The 21,235-nt window shown below is 68.9% G+C and carries 16 protein-coding genes and 2 pseudogenes; all 18 read right to left on the bottom strand.

Translation table 11 applies throughout. The features are described from left to right. Positions 1–7: 7 nt before the first annotated feature. The 18 genes and pseudogenes from ACYVO6_RS40130 to ACYVO6_RS40045 all read right to left on the bottom strand — a co-directional run bounded on the left by ACYVO6_RS40130 (position 8) and on the right by ACYVO6_RS40045 (position 21,216). Entirely contained in the window at positions 8–1,447 is a 1,440-nt protein-coding gene (locus ACYVO6_RS40130; protein ID WP_461070267.1) for a DUF1996 domain-containing protein, read from the bottom strand. Between the two features lie 1,428 nt (positions 1,448–2,875). Then, positions 2,876–3,060 (bottom strand): annotated as a pseudogene (locus ACYVO6_RS40125) (IS5/IS1182 family transposase); the annotation flags it as partial. Between the two features lie 10 nt (positions 3,061–3,070). After that, the gene (locus ACYVO6_RS40120) at positions 3,071–3,220 is read right to left on the bottom strand and encodes a hypothetical protein (RefSeq protein ID WP_461070265.1); all 150 of its coding nucleotides are present in this window, start codon (positions 3,218–3,220) and stop codon (positions 3,071–3,073) included. Positions 3,221–3,884: 664 nt separating this feature from the next. Further along, positions 3,885–4,496 (bottom strand): site-specific integrase, encoded by a 612-nt coding sequence (locus ACYVO6_RS40115; RefSeq protein WP_461070263.1) that lies wholly within the window; start codon positions 4,494–4,496, stop codon positions 3,885–3,887. A 263-nt stretch (positions 4,497–4,759) separates the two neighbouring features. Then, positions 4,760–5,179, bottom strand: a pseudogene (locus ACYVO6_RS40110) (N-terminal phage integrase SAM-like domain-containing protein); the annotation flags it as partial. A 988-nt stretch (positions 5,180–6,167) separates the two neighbouring features. Continuing rightward, complete coding sequence (locus ACYVO6_RS40105) at positions 6,168–8,393, bottom strand: GmrSD restriction endonuclease domain-containing protein (RefSeq protein WP_461070262.1); 2,226 nt, start codon at positions 8,391–8,393, stop codon at positions 6,168–6,170. 1,471 nt (positions 8,394–9,864) lie between these two features. Continuing rightward, complete coding sequence (locus ACYVO6_RS40100) at positions 9,865–9,999, bottom strand: hypothetical protein (protein ID WP_461070296.1); 135 nt, start codon at positions 9,997–9,999, stop codon at positions 9,865–9,867. Between the two features lie 329 nt (positions 10,000–10,328). Then, the gene (locus tag ACYVO6_RS40095) at positions 10,329–10,964 is read right to left on the bottom strand and encodes an MBL fold metallo-hydrolase (RefSeq protein ID WP_461070260.1); all 636 of its coding nucleotides are present in this window, start codon (positions 10,962–10,964) and stop codon (positions 10,329–10,331) included. Further along, positions 10,961–12,049: an S-(hydroxymethyl)mycothiol dehydrogenase gene (locus ACYVO6_RS40090; protein WP_461070258.1), complete on the bottom strand. Its 1,089-nt coding sequence runs from the start codon at positions 12,047–12,049 to the stop codon at positions 10,961–10,963. Before ACYVO6_RS40090 ends, ACYVO6_RS40095 begins: the two co-directional genes overlap by 4 nt. Positions 12,050–12,052: 3 nt before the next feature. Next, positions 12,053–12,946 (bottom strand): 3-hydroxybutyryl-CoA dehydrogenase, encoded by an 894-nt coding sequence (locus tag ACYVO6_RS40085; protein WP_461070256.1) that lies wholly within the window; start codon positions 12,944–12,946, stop codon positions 12,053–12,055. Next, positions 12,943–14,133, bottom strand: a complete 1,191-nt coding sequence (locus ACYVO6_RS40080; protein ID WP_461070254.1) for an acyl-CoA dehydrogenase family protein — start codon at positions 14,131–14,133, stop codon at positions 12,943–12,945. Before ACYVO6_RS40080 ends, ACYVO6_RS40085 begins: the two co-directional genes overlap by 4 nt. Before the next feature lie 122 nt (positions 14,134–14,255). After that, positions 14,256–15,374, bottom strand: a complete 1,119-nt coding sequence (locus tag ACYVO6_RS40075) for an alcohol dehydrogenase catalytic domain-containing protein (protein WP_461070252.1) — start codon at positions 15,372–15,374, stop codon at positions 14,256–14,258. A gap of 258 nt (positions 15,375–15,632) precedes the next feature. Continuing rightward, positions 15,633–17,123 (bottom strand): class I adenylate-forming enzyme family protein, encoded by a 1,491-nt coding sequence (locus ACYVO6_RS40070; protein ID WP_461070250.1) that lies wholly within the window; start codon positions 17,121–17,123, stop codon positions 15,633–15,635. After that, complete coding sequence (locus ACYVO6_RS40065) at positions 17,120–18,376, bottom strand: NAD(P)/FAD-dependent oxidoreductase (RefSeq protein ID WP_461070248.1); 1,257 nt, start codon at positions 18,374–18,376, stop codon at positions 17,120–17,122. Before ACYVO6_RS40065 ends, ACYVO6_RS40070 begins: the two co-directional genes overlap by 4 nt. Further along, on the bottom strand, positions 18,373–18,696 hold the full coding sequence (locus ACYVO6_RS40060; protein ID WP_461070246.1) for a 2Fe-2S iron-sulfur cluster-binding protein: 324 nt from the start codon (positions 18,694–18,696) through the stop codon (positions 18,373–18,375). The genes ACYVO6_RS40065 and ACYVO6_RS40060 overlap by 4 nt, the downstream gene beginning before the upstream one ends. A 61-nt stretch (positions 18,697–18,757) precedes the next feature. Beyond that, on the bottom strand, positions 18,758–19,966 hold the full coding sequence (locus ACYVO6_RS40055; protein WP_461070244.1) for a cytochrome P450: 1,209 nt from the start codon (positions 19,964–19,966) through the stop codon (positions 18,758–18,760). A gap of 8 nt (positions 19,967–19,974) precedes the next feature. Beyond that, a complete protein-coding gene (locus ACYVO6_RS40050) occupies positions 19,975–20,505 on the bottom strand; it encodes a cupin domain-containing protein (RefSeq protein ID WP_461070242.1) in 531 nt (176 codons plus the stop codon). Positions 20,506–20,673: 168 nt separating this feature from the next. Then, a complete protein-coding gene (locus tag ACYVO6_RS40045; RefSeq protein WP_461070240.1) occupies positions 20,674–21,216 on the bottom strand; it encodes a MarR family winged helix-turn-helix transcriptional regulator in 543 nt (180 codons plus the stop codon). Positions 21,217–21,235: the final 19 nt, after the last annotated feature.

Here is a 21,235-nt window from a genome sequence, read left to right as displayed (position 1 = left end):
CTCGGACTCAGCTGCACTTACGTCCGGTGTTGATGCACTGGACCGCCTTGTTCATCAGCTTTGCGTCGAAGACGTTGATGAAGTCACCGTGGTCGGTGACCGGCTTGTGCTGCTGTTCGGGGAAGCTGTCCAGCGAGAAGAACGGACGGGTCTTGCCGTTGTCCTTGACGCTGGGCGCGTCCACGTCGTACACCAGACGCTGCACCAACTGGGGAATGGCCTTGAAGCCGGTCGGGCAGTTGCCGCCCGCGTCAGCGAAGGCCACGTGCGTACGGTGGTTGGCGCTGTCGATGTTCGTGCCGTCCCAGCAGCTCTGGAACTTGAAGGTGCGCACCACGTCGCTGCCTGACGGGCAGAGGGGGTACTTGTCCTTCAACTGCACCTTGTTCTCGAAGCCGGTGCAGCTCCAGGAGGCGTTGGCGTTGGCCGTGCCGTTGACGAACGCCTTGGCGTCACCGGTGATGATGCGCAGGAACTGGGGCATCGCCACCACCTTGCCGCGGGGGCTGCCCACGAAGTTCAAGGTGGCCTTCTTGGCCGTCAGAATCCGGCCCGTGTTGCCCTCGGCGCCGCCGCCCTGCTTGTCGGCGTCGAACTCCTTGGTGCCGTCCTGCAGGCGCAGCACCGGCCAGTAGTAGGACGACTTGTCGCCCTTGTTCTGGCAGCTGGTCCCGGCCTTGGCAAAGTCCTGGTCGCTCGAGAAGGCGTCGTTGTCCTGGTTGCCGATGTAATCGTGCAGGTGGTGTGCGCCGTTGGTGACACCGGGCGCGACGATGACGTTGTCGCTGTTGTACAGCTTGTTGGCGTTCACCCCGCACTTGCTGACGAAGACGCCCTTTGAAGCCTTCGCCGACTTGGCCGGCGTGCGCACATTGGACTTCACCTTGGTGATGTCCACGAAGTCGGCGGCGACGGGGCCGTTGCCGGTCCCTCCGGCATTGGTGTTGTTGCCACCCTGACCGGCGGCGGGCTGGTTGCCGGCGGCGCGCAGCGTGCAGGCCGCCAAAGCGTCAAGGCCCTGCGGCTTGGCTGCCACACGGCCGATGGCGATGGCGATCCGGTCGATCGTCGCCTTCCGCTTGTCCTTCAGCGGACCCACGATCGCGTTCTGGGCGAAGTTGGGGTCCTGCTGAATCGCCTTCTGGGAGGTGGAAAGGCGCTGGTATGCCTCGGATATCTGCTTGTCGAGGAGTGCCAGTTCCTTGTCGACCTGGGCCTTCGCCTTGGCGGGCACTGATGTCAACTGCTGGCCGACGTCGGGGCAGTCAATGGTGGAGGTTCCAGCGGCGAGCGCCTGGTTCTGGGCAGAGCCCTTCGACGCGCTGGTTTCGCCGGCCGAGGCGTAGAGGTTGACCGCCACCAGTCCACCGGCCCCTATGGCCAGTGCGGCCGCCGCGCCTACTGCCCGGCGGGCAGTCTTCGATCTTCTTCGCGTGTTGCGTCTCATCAGGCCTCTCAAGGACATCTCCGGAGCCGGCAGGACTTCCGGCATGGGGGAAGCACGTCCTCAGATACGAATGTGCGCGCCGAATGCTCAGTGAATTCCCAGGTTTATAGGATTCTCCATCCACAAAACAGTGCATGAGGGCCTAATCCGGGCCGGGTCAGCTTCCAGTAATTGTTGTGACGGGCAGCAGGTCGCCCAGGACGGTGGTGGGTTCGACGCATCGGCCGACAGCTGTCTCTGCGCCGGCGGGCGACGTCTCCCGGGCTCCGGAGGGTCGAGCCTTCCCGGCCACATCTGTCCCCGTCGCCCATGGTCCCTACCTAGGAGGCTCACCCTGCCGAGGTCCGCACTTCGATCCGCCCGCGTCACCGCCCCGATCCTCCTCGTGCTCGGCGCCATGAACGCGTGGACCGCCCAGGAGGCAGGGGATTACGACTCCCTGTCCACGGCCCTGTGCCTCTGCGCCTGCGCCGTCGGGCTGTTCGGCGAGGACCTCCTCCAAAGTGGCTACCGCCGTGCGTCGGGTAGTCAGGACGCACTGCTGTGTCCCGGCCCTTTAGAACTGGACGTGCGGTTGGGTAAGCCGCCAGCGACATGCCTGTGACCAGGCCCTGAAGGAGTTGCCAGCGGGTTGTCCAAAACGGCCGCGAACTCGGGCCTTTTGGGGTGTCTACGCACCGCATGGAGGAGTGGGATAACAGCACGGCATCGTCCGGACCGGGCTTTCGCAGGCTGGCGCGTTCTCAGCCTGCTCGCGCCGTTCGCTGCACCGGGCAGCGCCGGAATTGGTACTTGTCGGCGCCGTGTCAGGTGTCGGCGTCCGCAACGGCGCGCGTCAGTCTGGTCGGTTGTTCAACGGGGTCACCCGGAGGTACGGCCGATCGAGGGCTGGCTGCTGGTTGCCATCGTCGTGATCGCTGCCACCTACACCCGGTCAGGCCATTGGGTGCTGTTGGTCGGCCTGCCGTGCCGCATCGGTTAGGTGTCTGCCGTGGGGCCGATCCCGGCCATGATGCTGCCACCGGAGGGACTGTTGGCCGGACTGTTCGAAGTGGCGGGGGCGGTAACCAGACTTCGATCGAACCGTTGAAGCGCATGCCGCCGAGCCTGGCGTCTGTCGTCACGCGACTGCGGACGAGGCACCGATCGGCGAGGGGTCTGAACACGGACTGATCGCCAAGTCGGCTTGCCAGATGGTGTCCGGACACCGACCGGAGAGTCGGCGACAGATGCCGACTGCGATCGGTGCGGGCTGCTTCAGCGCAGTGATTGTCCTGGTCGATCCGTATGGCTCCGACCGGGTTTCTGGCCTCAGCAGGCCGGACGTTGTGGGGGGGTAGCCGTTTTTGACCGCTTCGCGTTACTCGCCGTGCCCATCCTCGGGGGCTCCTTGGACCATTTCCTGTGTGGCGAGGCGGATGGCCGCTTTTAGCGGCAGAGGGCCGCGGCAGTCTGAGGAGCCAGGTAGTTACGGGGACGGTGCTCGTAGCGAGGGTTCAGTCGACGATAGCCGGACGGCCAGGAAAGGTCTGCTCGATCACTCTCCTGTGGCGGTCCAGTCGTTGACAGGACTCGATGGTCTTGAGGGTGATCCGGACCCCAACGCGCCCCCCGCAACCGTCTTCAATGAGTCTCTGTCGGCGTGCAGGTGTCGGCCTGTTCGAGATCGAAGGTGGCCTGGCGCTCGCGTGCTCGATCGTGCTGAGCGCCGACAGGTCCGATCAGCTGGTTCGCTGCGGTGACCGCCTTGGGAAACAGCTTCGCGCTGCGCACGGAAGGAACTCGCTGAGGTCACGCCGGCCACTGCAGAACGGGTCGCCTGGTTCAACCACCAGCACCTGCCCACCGTGATCGGTGATATCCGTCCGCCGAACTCGAAGCCGACTACTACGTCCAGCAGTCCCAACCCGGGGATGGCGTCAACGCGTAGAGCGTCCACCAATTGGAGATCGCTTCACCTCGGAGGGGTGTCGAGGGCACTCGGCGCTGGGCGGCCAGGGCGCTCGACGAAGACGTTCCTTTGAACGATCCGCACCGCCCAGATGGGTCTCGAGGACACGTGGGCCAGAGTCGCCTCAGAGCGCAAGGACCGCATACGCGTTCCGACTTGCTGGCTCTTGGCCGAAGCGAGACGATGGAAAGCAGAGTTCGTTGCGGTTCCCTCGACGCGCGGAAGGCGGTGCGTGAGGCGACGAGGCTGCCCGGCGGAGGCCCGAGTGCACAGACTCCTTTACTCGGCCGAGTACGCTGGACACTGACCTCGAAGAACGACCCGTCGCACGCCGCTCAGCTGGGGGTCAAGGGGTCGCAGGTTCAAATCCTGTCGTCCCGACGGTGTTCACCAGCGGGCCTGCCGAATATGGCAGGCCCGCTGGATGCGTTCGTGTGACACGTGATGGCGGCGTGATGGCAACCCGCGGCCGCCCGGCGGCCGGTCTCAGGCCGCGCGGGTTTCTGATGCCGGGCCGGTCTGGCTGTGGTGCTTGCGGTCGGCGCGTGTCAGGGCCTTGTCGATGGCGGTGATGGCGGTGATGGCGGTGATGGCGGTGATGGCGGTGATGGCGGTGACGGCGTCGCGCGCGGCGTGGGACAGCAGGTGGCCGTACAGGTTGACCGTGGTGGACAGCGTCGAGTGGCGCAGCGTCTTGGAGACCACGGCCAGCGGAACCCGTGAGCTGATCATGATGGTGGCGGCGGTGTGCCGCAGGTCGTGGACGCCGATCCGGGGCAGGCCGATCTCCTCAGCGCGCCGTCGCAGCTCGGTCAGGACGCCCTGTGGGCGCAGCGGGGAGCCGTCCTGCTGGCAGAACACCAGGCCCTCCAGGGGAGCGCCCGCGGGCAGAGTGGCCCGGGCGAGGGCGGCCTGGCGCTCCAGCGCGGCGGCGACGCGCGGGGACAGGCTCACCCAGTTCCGGCTGGCCCGGGTCTTGGGGTGGCCGAGGTAGAGCCGGTGGTTGTTGACGGCCGTGAGATTCCATCGCACCAGCAGGGTCTTCTCCGGCAGGTGGACGTCGGTCCAGTGCAGGCCCAGGGCCTCGCCGCGGCGCATGCCGGTACCCAGCAGCAGCTCGAACAGTCGGCCAGCTGGTCTGCGTAGTGGGTGTGGTTGTGGCGCAGGAACGCGGCCGCCTGGGTGGGGTTCCAGCAGATCCGTTCCTGGCCCGCGGGCCGCGGCGTCATCGCGTACCGGCAGGGGTTGTCCGCGATCAGCCGGGTGCGCACGGCGGAGCCGAGGGCGCTGGAGAGGGTGGCGCCGATCCGGTAGACGGTGGTGCGCCCCCGGCCGCGGGCGAGCTCGGCCTCCTGCCAGGCGGTGATGTGGCGCGGACGCAGGTCAACGATGGCGATGCGCCCGAAGGAGGGGATGAGATCGGCGCGGACGTAGTCGCGGTAACGGACGAACGTGGTGGGCTTGAGCGTCTCCTTCTTGGTGCGGAGCCAGTCGGTCAGGGAGGCGGCGAGGGCGAGGCCCTCGTCGCCGTACAGCCCGGTGCGCTCGCACGTCAGGGTGCGCTCCAGGGCGGCGTGGGCGGCCTTGCGGGTGGGAAAGCCGCTGCGGCAGTGCGGCTTGCGTCTGCCGTCGGCGGACGGCAGGTCGACGGCGAAGGCCCACGAGCCGTGCCGGGAACGGCCCTTGAGCTTCGGACAGGCCGCGCCGAACTGCCGGCCGTCGGGCCGGCGGCAGCCGCAGCGCCGGAAGAGACGACCGCGCTCAGGGGTGCGAGGAGCCATGATGCTCACCTCCGGTAAAGGAGTGGTGCGTTGACTCCACAGTGACGGCGTCATCCTCCGGCGTAGAAGCTGGCGGATCATGGCGTACGAGGGCGGGTGCCATCACCTCGCCATCACATGACACCCTCCGCGATCGCTGAGCAGTGACGACCCCTTGGGGTGCCGCGCCGTGATCGCGGCGGAGCGGAACAGACACGGGTGGCAGAAGCCTGGCTGTCGAGTTGGGCGGGACGCCGCCTTGGGGAGAAAACTTACTCGACCTGGCCCGATGCCTGCTGCGCCGCAGCGCAGTAGGCACACCGCCGCAAGCGTCCTTCGGTACCGGCCGCTCCCAGGGCCTGGCCCTGGGAGCGCGCGTCGACTACCGGCGCTGGCGCGGCCCCAGCAGCTCGGCAGCCCTTGTCCTGCTGGAGGCACGGCTGATGGCCACGGACGTCATCGCGGCGATTCAGACCGCGACGACCGAGCCTGAAGGAGACGCACACGAGCCGGAGACCACTTGCGAGGAGCTACAGCTGGAAGCAGTGCGCCTTGCCTACAAAGCCAGCCGACCCGACCTTGTGGAGAAGATCACCGTCAGGCTGACCAACGATAGCGCCAAGCTCCAACTGGGCGCGTACGCGGCCGAAGCCGACCCCGCCAGCAGTCGCGAGGACCGCATCGCTGCCTGGGAGGCGGCCGCTGCTGGTGCCACCGACGACGATCAGCGCGGCACCGCAGCATTTGCCCTGTCAAGCCTCGGCGTCTGGCCGGTGCCCTACCTTGACCAGGCCCCAGAACAGGGTGTCCCTCGAAGCGCTCTATCAGACACAGTGGGCCGTGGCCGAGGCGGCCCAGGGCGAGAGCGCGGCTGCCATCAGGCGTCTGCGCGCACGGGAGAACACCAGCGTCCTATCTGCGATGGGACTGGTGGAGCTGTATGAGCGCGAAGGGCAGCTGGCAGCCGAAGCCGCCGAGCGGGCAGGGCTGCGCATACGGTGGCCGCCAGCTACGTACTGCGAGCGCCTGGGAGGCGCCCGTTCTGCTGGGCCTGGTTGCGCAGTTCACGCAGGGACAGGCGCCGGCCATCGACCGTGGTGACATGCCAGAAGGCCATGCCGGTGCAGCGGCGGGTACCGCATACCACTTTTCCCGCCTCGTCTGCACTGCTGAAGGGATCGCCACTGGGCAGGGTGAGCACCCCGTCCGCGTCAACTGTCGCGGTGTAGCGGACGCCCCGGTACTCGCCCTCCAGCAGTGTGCCTGGCGCCAGCACATCCGCGCGCATCATGCGCGCGAGATCAGTGCGTAGCGCACGGCGACGAGGTGCGGGGGCGGGCTGGCGCCCATTGGGCTCCACGCTGACCCCACCATCCGGGAGTTGGTGGGCCGGGGCTTGGAAACCGAGGCGCTGCGGATCCCAGATACGGGCGCACAGGCGTTGGTAGAGCTCGCCCCGCACCTCGATGACCCGTTCCATGGTCTCATTGCCCAATTCTCGGAAGTGCCGTTGGATAACGTTGCGGGCGACGAAGGACTTCAGGGTTGGGTTGTTCTCGCGGTAACGGGGAGCGAGGATCGCGGCGAGGGCGTTTTCCCGGGCGTAGTGGTGTTTTTTCACGTCGAGGGGCTGGTCGTTGTAGCTGGCGTTGTCGGACTGGCGCAGGAGGACTAGGACGCCCAGGCGAGCTCGCCAAGCGCGGAAGGTGGCCTCGTCGGGGGCCTCGTGGGGGACGTGGCGTTCGGAGTGGTTAGCGTAGAGGTGCTCGATCTGCCAGGCGCGCTCCCGGCCCAGGTAATCGGCGCTGAGATCCGGCCTCTTCAGCTCGGTCTCCACGTACGCGGTCAGACGGGCAAGCAGGTAGCGCACCTGAGCCTTATTGTTGCCGCGCATGCCGAAGGTGACGACCGATTCAAAGGAGGAGTCCGGGAGTTCGGCTCCGAGCAACTCAGCAACGTCCTTCACCGTCGTGCAGTTGCGCAGCCCGGGAATGAGGCGGTTGATGTCGGCCTGGAAGTCCTTGGCCTGGACCGGTTCGTCGTTGAGAGCGCGTTCCACGTAGAGACGGTCGAGGAAGTTCGCGATCAGTGCCGCCTTTTCCTTGGCCGGAGTATCGGTGTCGTGGGGCTGGATGGCTGAGAGGATCAGGGCCATCTGGTTGGTCAGGCCGTTGGCTTCGTTGTAGAAGATCGCCGACAGGCCGTGTTCGGGGTAGGGGCGCTTGGTCGCCTCCAGGAAGGTCCGGTGGTGGCTGGCCAGTCGGATAAGGTCCTCGACGAACCGGAAGTAGTCGTCCGGCTGGCGCAACCCGATCCCTTCGCGGTTCTTGCGCACCCAGATGTGCAGGGCCGCGTCGATGTCCTCGCTGTCGCGGCTGTCGGCAGAGTCCTCCGGCCCGACACGGGCGTAGCGGGCCAGCAGCGCTGCTTTGAGGAAGGTACGGGGAGCGTCCATGTCGCTCCGGACACTGGTGAGTTCGGCAAGCATGTGCCGCCAGTGCTCGTTGAGTTTCTCCTCATCTCTTCGGACGTTGGACAGGAGGTAGCTCTTGATGAGGTCGACCGGGGTCAGGCGCGCTCCGCGATCGTTCATCGACTCGAAGATACGGAAGCCGCTGTCGCGGCTGGGGGCACGGATGCCGACCATCACCACCTTGGACAGCAGCCAGTCGACGAACAGGGGGCAGCGATCGGCCTCCATCAACTCATCGAGGAGGTCGGCGATCTGCCTGCTGCGGTCGTGAAGGTTGCGAACCGACAGCGAGGCACCGACCGGGACTTCGTAGGGCCGGTCACGGTAGAGGGCCTCGAGCAGCCCCTGGCGTTCCTCGATGTCGAGGCGGAACAGAGGGCGGTCGCCACGGTCGAAGTCGGTGATGACTCTGTCGAGTTTGCTAACGACCTGCCGCTGTCCCCAGCCGACGGCCGCTCGGTACAGGTGCAGGAACAGCAGATGCAGCGTGGTGAACCGCTGCTGCCCGTCCACCAGAAATCGAAGTTGGCCGGACTGCTGGACGTAGACGAACGGGCCGAGAAAGAACTCCTCCGCATCCCGCCGGTGCACACGCCCCTCCTGCACAAGCCGTTCGAAGGCCTCAAACAGATCCGCCACCAGGGTGTGTACATCCTCGGCTGACCAGGCGTACTCCCGCTGGTAGTACTCGATGTGGTACCTGGCCTGCCCGAAGAGGTCCTTCAGATCGAACGTGTCACCCCGAACAGATCCCGCCCCCACTGCCCACCCCCGCCCGCAGACTAAATGTCCGTGCTCCCGCGACTACTTACTCAGCGTAGCCACGAGGCCTTCCGGCGTGAAGACCACGAACGCGTGCCGAAGCTGCTTCGATGCGACGGGGAACTACTCCGCAGTCCATCGGCCAGTACCACTGCGATCCGACCGGCGGCATCGCTGGGCCTCTTCCAGACCGACCTCACCGCCTTGGACTCGGCACGCGACGACGCACTGAGCCGTGGTCAGCATGGTGCTTCACCTCATTATTTCAGGGGGCTCTCGACATTTCAGGGGGCTCTCGACGCGACCGGCTGCACCTCAATAGCCAAGCGGTCCGGGACCCCTGCAGGACAGGGGCCTCGCTCCCGTCGCGGGGCGCGCCGTGGGCTGGCGGGGGTGTGGGCGAGGCGGTGCTGGCGGACGGCATACCCAGTGCGCTGGACAGGGTGGCCAGGCACCGGTAGAGCGTGGTGCGGCGGCGAGCTGGCTGGTGACGAACGCGGTGATGTGCCGGTGTCTGGGCCATGGTCGTCGGCTTGAGCACCAGCGCCTTGGCCGCCAGCCGGGTGCGCAGGTAGTCGGTGACGGTCTGGTTCGGGTCGGCGTTGAATCCACCGGCCTCGCCCTCCAGGAACGTCTACAGCGCGGCCTTTGCAGCGTCGTGGCTGGTGAAGCCGCCTCTCCGGAGAGTTGTGCGGTAGTGGCGTAGAGCGGGGATGCCGACGGCGAACGTCCACGCCCCGTGGTGTCTGTCGGTGGGCAGCGTGGGCAGCATGCCTCAAGCTGGCGGCGGTGGGTGTCTCGGCAGCCGCACCGTCGGTAGACGCGGCCGCGGCCGGCGGTGGTACGCATGAGGATCGCCTCCCGGAGGCGGAGGAAGGGCCGACACCTTCAGTCTCGTGCGACCACATGCGACCACCACGCCCGTCACACTTACCGTGGTCAGCGCGTTTCCCTTGGCCGGGTGCCAAGGGCGGCGGTCTGAGGGCAGTCCGTGAATGATCTCGAGCAGCCGGTTGAGCCCGTTTCTCGTCTCCGAAGGACCACGCCGCATTGAGTAGTCGCTTCTCTCAAGACCACCAGCAGGTTCTTCGTCTGCTGGTGGTACAGGTGGCGCACACCCGTTGACCTGCGCAGATGGCGTAAGTGAGGGCCTTTCTGTAACACCATGGCCCGTGGCTGGTCCGGATCTTGCCTGAGGGAGCTACTGACAGGACCGGAGGCGGCTCTGCTGGCACCGCCTGCGCTGAACTTCCCGGGATTCCCCAGGAGTTCCCGGCCCAGTGCACTAGTTGTGCACTGGGCCGGGGGCGCGGCCTACTCCTCGTGGGTGTACCAGCGGGACTTCGCGATGCAGGGCGCAGCCGACGGGCGCGATATGTCGAGTCGCTGCGCTGCTGCGCAAGATGGAGTCTGCGATTTTCATCGAGGGCGAGCAGGTGCCTCGCGGCGAGCAGATGCGGAAGAAGCCGTACTACTCGATGGTGGTGCCGATGAGGCTTGCGGTGACGACGCGCTTGAGGTTGTTCGGCGTCGATGGAGCGGTTGCTGCGGAGGCCATGTGCGCCGCTTCCTCGTGTGCGGTGGGGACGGGTTCGTGTTGGAACACCGTAGGAGTCCGCAGGTCAGGCGCACATGTGGTGGGACAACATAGTTCGGGGCCGGAGTGTAAGCGTGGCCTCCACGTCTGCCTCTCAAATCCCGGACCAGGCGCTCGATCGGCGGCAGGACAGAAGGTGTCAGGGATGCGTGATTCGGGGTGATTTGACGTGCTGACTTGGTGCTGACTACGCAGCGTTGAACTCCGGCCTTTGGGGCTGGGTGGCAACTCGTTGGCCGTGGCGGTGTGCCTGGCCCCCCTCGCGTCACCCGTAGTCAGACCTGTGCGCCCGCTGCGGCGTCTTATGCGGCAGTGGGCGCGATCCGCGAACCCGACTGTCAGTGACCGCGCTCGATCCACGCGTCGAGATGCGGCGCCTCGGCGCCGATCGTGGTGTCGTCCCCATGTCCGGTACACACCGTGGTTTCGGGCGGCAGCGTCAGCAGACGGTCGCGGATTGAGCGGATGATCGTCGGGAAGTGCGAGTACGAACGTCCCGTGGCCCCCGGCCCGCCCTGAAACAAGGTGTCTCCGGTGAAAACCGTGGCCAGTTCCTCAGCGTAGAGACACACCGCGCCTTGAGTGTGCCCGGGGGTGTGCAGGACCGTCAGTTCCGTCCCGGCGACGGTGAGACGGCGGCCGTCCGAGAGGTAGCCGTCGGGATCCCGGTCGGGATGCGTGTGTTTCCACAACAGACGGTCGTCCAGGTGCAGGAAGATCGGCGCACCGGTGCGGTCGGCCAGTGCCGGCGCGGCGTCGATGTGGTCGTTGTGGGCGTGGGTGCACACGATGGCCGTAAGGCGACGGTCGCCGACCGCCTCGGCGATGGCGTCGGCGTCGTGGGCCGCGTCGATGACCAGTGCCTCGTGGTCGTCACCTACGATCCAGACGTTGTTCTCGACGTCCCATGTCCCGCCGTCCAGTGAGAAGGTTCCGGCGGTGACGACCCGCTCGACGCGTACGGCCCCGCTCACAGCATCACCACCGAGCGCAGGACGTCGCCGTGGTGCATCCGCTCGAAGGCTTTCTCCACTTCGTCGAGTTGGATGGTCTCGGTGACGAATGCCTCCAGGTCCAGGCGGCCCTGCAGGTGCAGGTCGATGAGCATCGGGAAGTCGCGGGAGGGCAGGCAGTCGCCGTACCAGGAGGACTTCAGGGCGCCGCCGCGTCCGAAGACGTCCAGGAGGGGGAGTTCGAGCTTCATCTCCGGGGTGGGTACGCCGACGAGGACGACGGTGCCGGCGAGGTCGCGGGCGTAGAAGGCCTGCCGGTAGGTCTCCGGGCGGCCGACTGCCTCGATGACGACGTCCGCGCCGAAGCCGCCGGTCAGCTCGCGGATCGCCTCGACGGGGTCGGTCTGCTTGGAGTTGACGGTGTGGGTGGCGCCCATGGTGCGGGCTGTGGCCAGCTTGCGGTCGTCGATGTCGACGGCGATGATCTTCGCCGCCCCGGCCAGGTTCGCCCCGGCGATCGCCGCGTCCCCGACACCGCCGCAGCCGATCACCGCGACCGTGTCGCCCCGGCCGACGTTCCCGGTGTTGATCGCGGCACCGATCCCGGCCATCACGCCGCAGCCCAGCAGTCCGGCGACCTGCGGGGCGACCGACGGGTCGACCTTGGTGCACTGCCCGGCCGCGACCAGCGTCTTCTCCGCGAAGGCGCCGATACCGAGTGCCGGGGAGAGTTCCTGGCCGGTCGAGGCCAGGGCCATCTTCTGCGTGGCGTTGTGCGTGTTGAAGCAGTACCAGGGCCAGCCGCGCAGACAGGCCCGGCAATTCCCGCACACTGCCCGCCAGTTCAGGATGACGAAGTCCCCGGGCTCGACGTCGGTGACCCCCTCGCCGACCGACTCCACCACGCCCGCCGCCTCGTGGCCCAGCAGGAACGGGAAGTCGTCGCTGATGCCGCCCTGTTTGTAGTGCAGATCGGTGTGACACACCCCGCATGCCTGCACCTGTACCACGGCCTCGCCCGGGCCCGGATCGGGCACCATGATCGTCTCCACCCGCACCGGTTCGTCCTTGCCCGCTGCGATCACGCCGCGTACTTCTTGCGCCATGGGTCAACTGCCTTTCTGGGATTCCGAGTAGTCGTGGAAGCCGCGCCCCGACTTCCGGCCGAGCAGTCCGGCCTCCACCATGCGCAACAGCAGCGGAGGTGCGGCGTGCAAGGGCTCCTTGAAGTCGGCGTACATGGCATCGGCGATCGCCGCGAGGGTGTCCAGGCCGATCAGGTCGGCCAGGCTCAGCGGGCCCAGGGGGTGGGCGCAGCCGAGGACCATGCCCGTGTCGATGTCCTCCGCGGAGGCGAAGCCGGACTCCAGCATCCGGATCGCGGAGAGCAAGTACGGCACCAGCAGGGCGTTCACCACGAAGCCCGCCCGGTCCTGGGAGCGGATCACCTGCTTGCCGAGCGTGCCGGTTACGAACCCCTCTGCTCGGGCCTGGGTTTGAGGGCTCGTCAGCAGGGACGGCACGATCTCCACGAGGCCGAGGACCGGGACCGGATTGAAGAAGTGCACCCCGATCACCTGGTGCGGGCGCGTGGTGGCCATGCCCAGTTTCATGATGGGCAGCGAGGAGGTGTTCGACGCGAGCAGCGCGTCCTCGCGTACGACGATGCGGTCGAGGGCGGCGAACAGGTCGAGCTTCACTGCCTCGTCCTCGGTCGCCGCCTCCACCACCAGGTCCCGGTCGGACAGGTCCACGAGGTCGGAGGTGACCCGCACCCTGTCCAGCGCGGCGTCGCGCTCCTCACCGGTGAGCTTGCCGCGCCGTACGCCCCGGTCGAGCGAGGCGGCGATCCGGGACCGACCGGCCTTGGCCGCCTCCTCGTTCACCTCGTGCACCACGACGTCCAAGCCGGCCCGGGCGCAGACCTCGGCGATGCCCGCGCCCATCAGTCCGCAGCCGACAACGCCGACCCGGCGCACGTCCGCGCCCGGCCCACCGCTCACCGGAAGGCCGCCTGCCCCGTCAGCGCCTGGCCGATCATCAACGTGTGCATCTCGGCGGTGCCCTCGTAGGTGAGGATCGACTCGAGGTTGTTGGCGTGCCGGATGACCGGGTACTCCAGCGAGATGCCGTTCGCGCCCATGATGGTGCGGGCCGTACGGCAGATCTCCAGCGCGCTGCGGGTGTTGTTGAGCTTGCCGAAGCTGACCTGCTCGGGGCGCAGCCCGCGGTCGTCCTTGGCGCGGCCGAGGTGGAAGGCGAGCAGCGTGCCCTTGGCCAGCTCGATGGCCATGTCGGTCAGCTTGGCCTGCGTCAGCTGGAAGCCGCTGATCGGGCGGCCGAACTGCACTCGGTCGCCCGCGTAGGCGAGTGCCGCTCGGAACGACGAGCGGGCGGCGCCCATGGCGCCCCAGGCGATGCCGTACCGGGCCTCGTTGAGGCAGGACAGCGGGCCCTTCAGCCCCCGTACCTCCGGTAGCACGGCACTCCCGGGCAGCCGTACGGAGTCCAGGACCAGCTCGCTCGTCACCGACGCCCGCAGCGACATCTTGTGCTTGATCGCGGGGGCCGAGAAGCCAGGGGTGTCGGTGGGCACGACGAAACCGCGGACGCCGTCGTCGGTGCGGGCCCAGACCACCGCGACGTCGGCGACCGACCCGTTGGTGATCCACATCTTGCGTCCGTCGAGTATCCAGTCGTCGCCGTCGCGGCGGGCGGCGGTGCGCATGCTGCCGGGGTCGGAGCCGGAGTCGGGCTCAGTGAGGCCGAAGCAGCCGATGGCGGTGCCGGCGGCGAGCCGGGGCAGCCACTCCTCCTTGTGCTCCTCGGACCCGAACGCCCAGATCGCGTACATGGCGAGCGAACCCTGGACCGAGACGAGGGAACGCAGACCGGAGTCGGTCGCCTCCAGTTCGAGACAGGCGAGTCCGTAGTCGACAGCGCTCATCCCGGCGCAGCCGTAGCCCTCGAGATGCATGCCCAGCAGGCCCAGTTCGCCGAGTTCCTTGGTGAGCTCACGGATGTCCTCGACCGCCCCCTGCTCGAACCACTCGGCGATGTGCGGTTCTACACGGCGGTCGCAGAAGGTGCGGACGGCGTCGCGCACGGCGCGCTCGTCCGGGGTCAGCAGGCTGTCGATCTCCAGAAGGTCGAGGGGGTCGGCCGGTCGGCCGGAGTTCTGCGCGTGCATCGGGGCTCCAAAGCGAAGAGAAGCGAGGAGAGATGAGACGAGAGGAGAGCAGAGGTGAAGGGAGATGGGGGTGGGGCCGCCGGTCCTGAGGGGGAGTTGGCCGACGGCCCCGGCCATGGGGATCAGGACGTCGCCGTTGGGCTGATGATGAAGTTGCTGAAGCCGCCGTTGCGCTCCGCGATGCCGCTGATGGCCTCGTTGACCTGATCCAGCGGGATGACCTGGTGCTCCAGCGGGCTCAGGTCGAGCAAGCCCGCCTCCACCATGTCGGCCATGGTCTGGCCCTCGCCGGAGGTGAACCAGGCCGATCCGATGAGCCGCAGCTGCTGGTCCATCATGCGGTGGATGTCGATCGGCAGGTCACCGGCGACGGCGCCGATGTTCACCGCGATGCCGCCGCGCGCCATGGCCCGCATGCCGGCCAGGAACGTCTCGTGCGGGGCGCCCGGGCCGAGGGCGTCGATGTAGATGTCGACGCCGTAGTTGTCGGTCTCCTGGTGGATCCAGTCGTCCAGCGGGCCGTCGTTGAGGGAGTGCAGGCGCAGTCGGCCGCCGCCCAGTTTGTCGACCTGGTCGAGCAGGCCCTGGTCGCGGCCGGTGCCGTACACCTCGGTCAGGCCCATGGCGGGCGCGAGCAGGGCGGCGCCGATGCCGAGGGTGCCGCTGATGCCGTTGACCAGGATCGACTTGCCCGGACCGGCGCCGGCCTTGCGGAGGGCGGAGTACATGGTGCCGAGGTAGCCGAAGCGGGCGGCGGCGTTGAAGGACAGGTTGTCGGGGAGCTTCACCAGGGAGTAGGCCGGGGCGACCATGTACTCGGCGAGGCCGCCCTGGTAGCGGTCGAGGAGGTCGATCGCGGTGGGGGAGAAACCGAAGTACCCGGCGAAGGCGTAACTGGCGCAGTTGATCGAGTCGTTGTTGCGGCAGGACCGACAGGACCCGCAGCTGCGGCCCGGGTTGACGTACACCCGGTCGCCGACCTTCCAGCCCTGGACTCCCTCGCCGACCGCCTCGACCACACCGGCCGGGTCGAGCCCGAAGATCGCCGGGAGCGTGGGCAGGGGGCTGTGCGGGAACCACGTGGTCCACATGCTCAGGATGTTGGCGAGGTTCGGGACGATGTTGACGGCGTGCACGGCCACCCGGACGTCGCCGGGACCCGGCTCGGGAACGGGGAGTTCCTCGATCAGCATGGGCTCGCCGACTTGGTGCATCCGCGCGGCTTGCATGGTCGCACTCATGGCCACTCCTTCGTGGTGTGGAGATGTCGCCGGTGGAGCCGGCCCCCATCTCATGGTTCGGGGATATGGATGTGGGGGGCGGGATGTGCGTGGGGGTCTCTGGGGTGTGGAGCTCTGGGAGATGCGGTTCTGCGGTGTTGATGTCGGCCGTCGAACCGCACCACCGGTGCCGTCTGTACGGCGTCGCCGCCGTCGTCGTCGTACGGCGTGATCGGTCGCCTGGCGGTCCGGTCGACCGCCCCTACGGCGTGCGTGATCTCAGTCGTCCAGCAGCGTCGTCAGCCGCTGCCGCTGGAGTTTCCCGGTCGCCCCTCGGGGCAGTGCCGGGACGACGCAGAGGCGGCGGGGCCACTTGTGGCGGGCCAGCCGTCCGTCGAGGTGTGCGCGGACGTCGTCGAGCGTCGGTTCGCCTGAGTCGGAGACGAGGAACGCGGTCACGACCTCGCCCCACACCTCGTCCGGCGCCCCGGACACCGCGACCTCGACCACGCCCGGAAGGTCGACCAGCGCGTTCTCGACCTCGGCGGGGTCGACGTTCTCGCCGCCGGTGATGATCGTGTCCTTGACCCGGCCGACGACCTCCAGCCGGCCCTCAACGTCGACCCGTCCCCGGTCGCCGCTGTGGAACCAGCCCTCGGCGTCCGTGGCGGGCCGCAGCCCGGTCGCCGTCCAGTAGTACGAGGCGACCGACGGCCCGCGCACCCAGATCTCACCGGCGACACCCGCCGGGGCGGGCGCCCCCGCCCCGTCCACGACCAGCAGCTCGACATGGGGCACGGCACGCCCCGCGACGGCGGCGGCCGTGTCGGGCGGCGAGTACGTCACCCCGGCACAGGTCTCCGTCAGCCCGTAGGAGTCGGCGACCCCGATGCCGCGCTCGTGGAGCTGGGCCCGGGTCGCCGTCTGGGCCGGTGCCCCGCCGGACAGGATCCACCGCAGCGTGTCCAGGTCACCGCAGGTGAAGCGGGGGTGCCGGGTCAGCAGCGCGGCCATGGCGGGCACCGCGAACGCGCAGGTCACCCGGTGGCCGCGGACCAGGTCGGTGAACAGGTCCGGGTCGAACCTGGGCGCCAGCACCACCGTTCCGCGCCGTGCCCAGGTGTACTGCGGAAGCCCGCCCAGTACGGCCACGTGCGCCAGCGGGGTGGAGACGAGGGCGACGTCGTCCTCGCCGACCGGCAGCAGGGACAGGCCGTTGACCATGCTCCAGCGCAGGTTGTCGTGCGTGAGCGCGACCCCTTTGGGGCGGCCGGAGGTCCCGGACGTGAACGCGATGATCGCGACATCGGACCCGGCGGGCGGCTCGGGATCGGCGGCCGGCGCCGGCGCCTCGTCGCCGGGGTGCAGCTCGTCCCACGTCAGCCGGAAGCACGTACCACCGCCATCGCCCGGACCCGCGCTCAGGAACCGCTCGTCACCGACCACCGCACGCGGCGCGGTCTCCTCGCGGAACACCGCCAGCTCGCCGCCGGTCACCTGAGGGTGGACCGGTACGAGGACCGCGCCCATCCGCGTCACGGCGAACAGCGTGATCAGGGCCTCGGGCCGGGCCGTCCCCTGCATCACCACGCGGTCGCCCCTGCGCACCCCGAACTTGTCGAGCCGGGCGACCGTGCGCCGCACGGCCAGATCCAGCTCGGCATAGGTCCAGGACCCGTCCGCGAAGATCAGGGCGGTGCGCGAGCCGGCCTCGGCCGCGCTCGTCACGAGGTGGGCGCCGAACCACACATCGGTGGAGTCTCCGGTCATGCGCGCACCTCCTTCGTGCGTCGGGCGCGGGCGAGGGCGCCGAGGGTGGACCCCGCGAGGTCGGCGGGGGAGACGGGCGGGTCCTGCTGGAGCAGCCGACGGGCCGCCAGGTGCTCGGCGGGCCAGTTCAGTGTCTCCACGGCCACCAGCCGCTCGTCGCGGAAGGCGTACGCGGCCAGCCGTTCCGGGGTGTCACTGTCACCGGGCACCACCCGCACCTCGTCGGTGCTCGCTCGCAACCCCGCGATCTGGAGCTTCACCGGACCCTGGTCGCTCCAGAACCACGGCAGACTCTTGTACGGCCCGGCGGCGCCCCCGGCGATACGGCGGCCGACGAGCGCCCCCTGGTCGATGGCGTTCTGCACGGACTCCAGCCGGATGAGCCCGTCCGCGTGCGGATGCGGATGCCGGGCGCAGTCGCCCACGGCAAAGACCCGGGGATCGGAAACCGAGCGCAACTGCTCGTCCACGATCACCCCGTCGTCCACCGCCAGACCCGCCTCGCGGGCCAGTTCGTCCCTGGGCGTGGCCCCGATGCCGTAGACCACGAGGTCGGCGGGGAGCGGACCCTGGCCGGTGACGACCCGGTGGACCTGCCCGTCCTTGCCCGCGATCTGCTCGACGGCCGTTCCGGTGCGGATCCGGACGCCGTCGCGCTCGTGCCGCTCCCGCAGATGCTCCTCGAGTTGAGGTGAGACGGCCCGGCTGAGCAGCCGGTCGGCCAGTTCGACCACCGTCACGCGTGCTCCGCCTGCCTGGGCGACCTGGGCCAGTTCCAGTCCTATGAACCCGCCGCCCACGACCACGACGTCACGGGCCGTCGTCAGGGCTCGGCCGATCGTGAGGGCGTCGTCGAGGGAGCGCAGCGCGTGGACGCCCGCCAGCTCGGCGCCGGGGACGGGCAGCGGACGGTTGCGCGCGCCGGTCGCCAGGACGAGGTGCTCGTACGGGACGCGCTCGCCCGAGCCGGTGGTCACCGCGCAGGCGGCCGTGTCGAGGGCGGCGACGTACTCGCCGAGCCGCAGATCGATGTCCCGCTCGCGGTAGAAGGACTCCGGCACCAGGTCGACGCCCGGGCCCTCCGGTTCGGTGTGGGCCTTCTTGGACAGCGGGGGCCGCTGGTACGGCAGCCGGGGCTCGTCGGCGAAGACGGTGACCGGGCCCTCGTACCCGGCGCCGCGCAGGGCCTGGACGACGCTGAACCCGGCCTGTCCGCCCCCGACGACGACCACGCCCGCGTTGGTGCCGCTCATACCTGCTCCTCGGGGATGTGGACGACCAGCCCGTCGAGCGCGTCGGAGACCTGGACCTGGCAGCTGAGCCGGCTGGTGGGCCGGCGTTCGGCGGCGGTGAAGTCCAGCATCTCGTCCTCGACGTCGTTCGGCGGCCCGGCCAGTTCGCTGTGCCGGTCGTCGACGTAGACGTGGCAGGTGGCGCAGGAGGCGTTTCCTCCGCACTCCGCGACGATGCCGTCGACGCCGTTCGACACGGCCGCCTGCATGAGCACCGTCCCGGAATCGGCGGTGACCTTGCGTTGGGTGCCGTCGGGCAACTCGAAGATGACGATGGGCATGAAGTCCTCCCGATGGGGACGGCTCTAGTGGCTCAGCAGGGCTCACAGGGCCCGGCGGGGCTCAGGCTTGCCAGGTGACGTTCAGCGAGGTGAGTCCCCGGAACACCCAGCCCTCCAGGCGGCCCGCGGCGGAGCCGCTGTCGGATGCTGTCGCGCCCTCGACGAGACGGAGTCTCTTGAGGCGGCCGAAGACCAGGGGCCAGGCGAGCGCGCTGACCTCGTGGCGTGCGACCCACGCGCCCATGCAGAAGTGCGGACCGCCGCCGAAGGCGAGATGCGGCCGGTGCGGCCGGTCGATGTCGAACTCGTCGGCTCGTTCGAAGACCGACTCGTCCCGGTTCCCCGAGGCGATGACGAGGGCCACGCGGCTCCCGGCGGGGAGCGCGACGCCCGCGATCTCGTAGTCCTGGGTGAGCTGGCGTGGATACATGCCGATCGGCGAGATCCAGCGCGCGGTCTCCTCGAAGACCCGCTTCCACAGGCCTGGATCGGCCATGACCCGGTCCCGTACGTCCGGGCGTTGGAGCAGTGCCTGGGCGCCGACCCCGAAGACGTCGCGCGGTTCGTTGACGCCGCCGCCGATGATGACCTTGATGTTGTTCTGGATCTCGGTCAGCTCCACGGGATCGGCCGCGTGGACCATGGAGGAGATCACCGAGCCGTCGGGTTCGCGGCGGGCGGCATCGGCCATCTCGGCCACCGCGTCCTCGATGGCCCGGGTGGCCTGCTCGGCACGCAGCCAGATGTCGGGGTCGTCGGCGTAGTTGCCGTTCGCCGCCATCATCGCCCGCGACCAGTCGGAGATGTCGTCGGCGCCGGCGTTGCGCAGCCCCAGGACCACGGCCAGGTTGGCCGCCGCGAGTGGCTCGGCGAAGTCGCCGATCAGGTCGCCCTCGCCGCGCCCGGCGATCCGGTCGAGCAGCTCGTGCGCGTTGCGTTCGAAGGTCCCGGCCCACAGGTCGCGGACCTGGCGGGGGCGGGTCGGCGGCTCGGCCGCGGCCCGCAGCCGCCGGTGCTCCGGGTCGTCCTCACGGAGCAGATTGGGGCCGACGGTGCGCAGCAGCAGCGAGCCCTCCTCGCGCGAGCTGAACACCTCCGGCAGCTTCTCCGCGTGGACGATGTCCTCGTACCGGGTCAGCAGATGCCGTCCGACCGACGGCACCCACGCCAGCGGTGCGGTGCGGCGCAGCTCCGCGTAGGCCGGGTACGGGTCGTCGCGCAGCTCAGCGAGATCGAGCTCGACGACGGGCGCACCCGGGGCAGCGGCCATCAGGGCGCTCATGCGGTGCCGCCGGCGCCCATCAGGACGAAGAAGACCGTGGCGGGCTCGGTGCCGGGGTTGCGCCAGGCGTGCCGGGTGGCGTTCTGCACGATGAGGTCGCCGGGCCCCAGCGTGGCGACCTCGCCGCCGTCGAGGTCGAGGACGATCTCGCCGCTCAGGACGACGCCGTAGTCCACGGTGGGCGTGGTGTGCATGCCCGGGTTGTCGGGCTCGAACAGCTCCGCCAGACCCGGGGTGGCCTCCAGCTGCTCGCCGGCGGCGGCCGCCGGGTCCCAGGCCGGGTCGGCGTAGACACTGACCGGCGGGAAGGTGACGGTCAGGGCTATCGTCTCGCCGGGGGCGGGCACGAACGACTTCAGGGACTCCGTCGGGTCGGCCGACGGAACGGCGGGCGCCGCCGTGTTCCACACCACGGACCGGGCGAAGCCGGGGGTGTGGGTGTACTGACGGGTGCGCGGCGGCTCGCCGTCACTGATGATCACGGGCTTGCCGCTCGGGCTGACACCGGTGACGACACGACGGACCATGATTCTCTCCCTTGAGAAACCGACGGGGGGGCGTCAGGTGAAGGTGGCTGAACGCTAAAGCGCTTAGGAGATATTCGATAGAGGTGTGACAGTCAAAGTTCTGACGAGTTTGAAAGGTGGCGTCACCACGGGCACCGGGCAGTCGTCCGAGGGGCCGGGCGCGGTCGTTCAGTCTGCGGCCGGGGTCTCCTGATTGACCAGGGTTCGCAGCAGGTGAACCAGCTCACCGAGCTGGTCGTCGCGCAGGACGGCCGTCCACGCCCGCTCGCGCAGGGTCTGGGCCTCGATGGCCTTCCGCAGCGTCTCGCGTCCCTCTTCGGTGAGCTCGACGATCAGCTGGCGGCGGTCGGTCTCCACGCGCTTGCGCGTGACCAGTCCGCGGTTCTCCAGGGTCGTCAGCGCGCTGGAGATGCTGGCGCGCGTGGACCCGGAGACCCGGCCGATGTCCTGCTGGGCGAGCCCGTCGTAGGCCCACAGCGCGTTCAGGATGCGGAAGCCCGCCCAGGTCAGACCGAGCGGCCGGTGGACGTGCTTCTCGAAGTCCTTGGTCAGCCGGGCCTCGAGGCGGGTGAGGTCGGTGACCATCTCGATCGCGTCGAGGTCCCGGGGGTCGGTCGTGCCCAGCTCGCGATGGTGGTGGCGCAGCAGCTCCGAGAACTCCCGGGTCCGGCGCAGCCTCGCGGTTTCCGCTTCTCCTGCGGTCTCTGTCACGATCTTCCGCCCTCTCTGG

The sequence above is a fragment of the Streptomyces pseudoechinosporeus genome, assembly GCF_054783935.1.
The sequence above is the reverse complement of the archived record's forward strand: the minus strand, read 5'-3'. Positions and strand labels throughout refer to the sequence as shown.

Bases quoted from the DNA above. Each gene is read 5' to 3' on its own strand.
- ACYVO6_RS40130 (WP_461070267.1), bottom strand. From the start codon at position 1,447: ATGAGACGCAACACGCGAAGAAGATCGAAGACTGCCCGCCGGGCAGTA.
- ACYVO6_RS40115 (WP_461070263.1), bottom strand. From the start codon at position 4,496: ATGCGCCGCGGCGAGGCCCTGGGCCTGCACTGGACCGACGTCCACCTG.
- ACYVO6_RS40090 (WP_461070258.1), bottom strand. From the start codon at position 12,049: ATGGCGCAAGAAGTACGCGGCGTGATCGCAGCGGGCAAGGACGAACCG.
- ACYVO6_RS40080 (WP_461070254.1), bottom strand. From the start codon at position 14,133: ATGCACGCGCAGAACTCCGGCCGACCGGCCGACCCCCTCGACCTTCTG.
- ACYVO6_RS40075 (WP_461070252.1), bottom strand. From the start codon at position 15,374: ATGAGTGCGACCATGCAAGCCGCGCGGATGCACCAAGTCGGCGAGCCC.
- ACYVO6_RS40070 (WP_461070250.1), bottom strand. From the start codon at position 17,123: ATGACCGGAGACTCCACCGATGTGTGGTTCGGCGCCCACCTCGTGACG.
- ACYVO6_RS40065 (WP_461070248.1), bottom strand. From the start codon at position 18,376: ATGAGCGGCACCAACGCGGGCGTGGTCGTCGTCGGGGGCGGACAGGCC.
- ACYVO6_RS40060 (WP_461070246.1), bottom strand. From the start codon at position 18,696: ATGCCCATCGTCATCTTCGAGTTGCCCGACGGCACCCAACGCAAGGTC.
- ACYVO6_RS40055 (WP_461070244.1), bottom strand. From the start codon at position 19,966: ATGGCCGCTGCCCCGGGTGCGCCCGTCGTCGAGCTCGATCTCGCTGAG.
- ACYVO6_RS40050 (WP_461070242.1), bottom strand. From the start codon at position 20,505: ATGGTCCGTCGTGTCGTCACCGGTGTCAGCCCGAGCGGCAAGCCCGTG.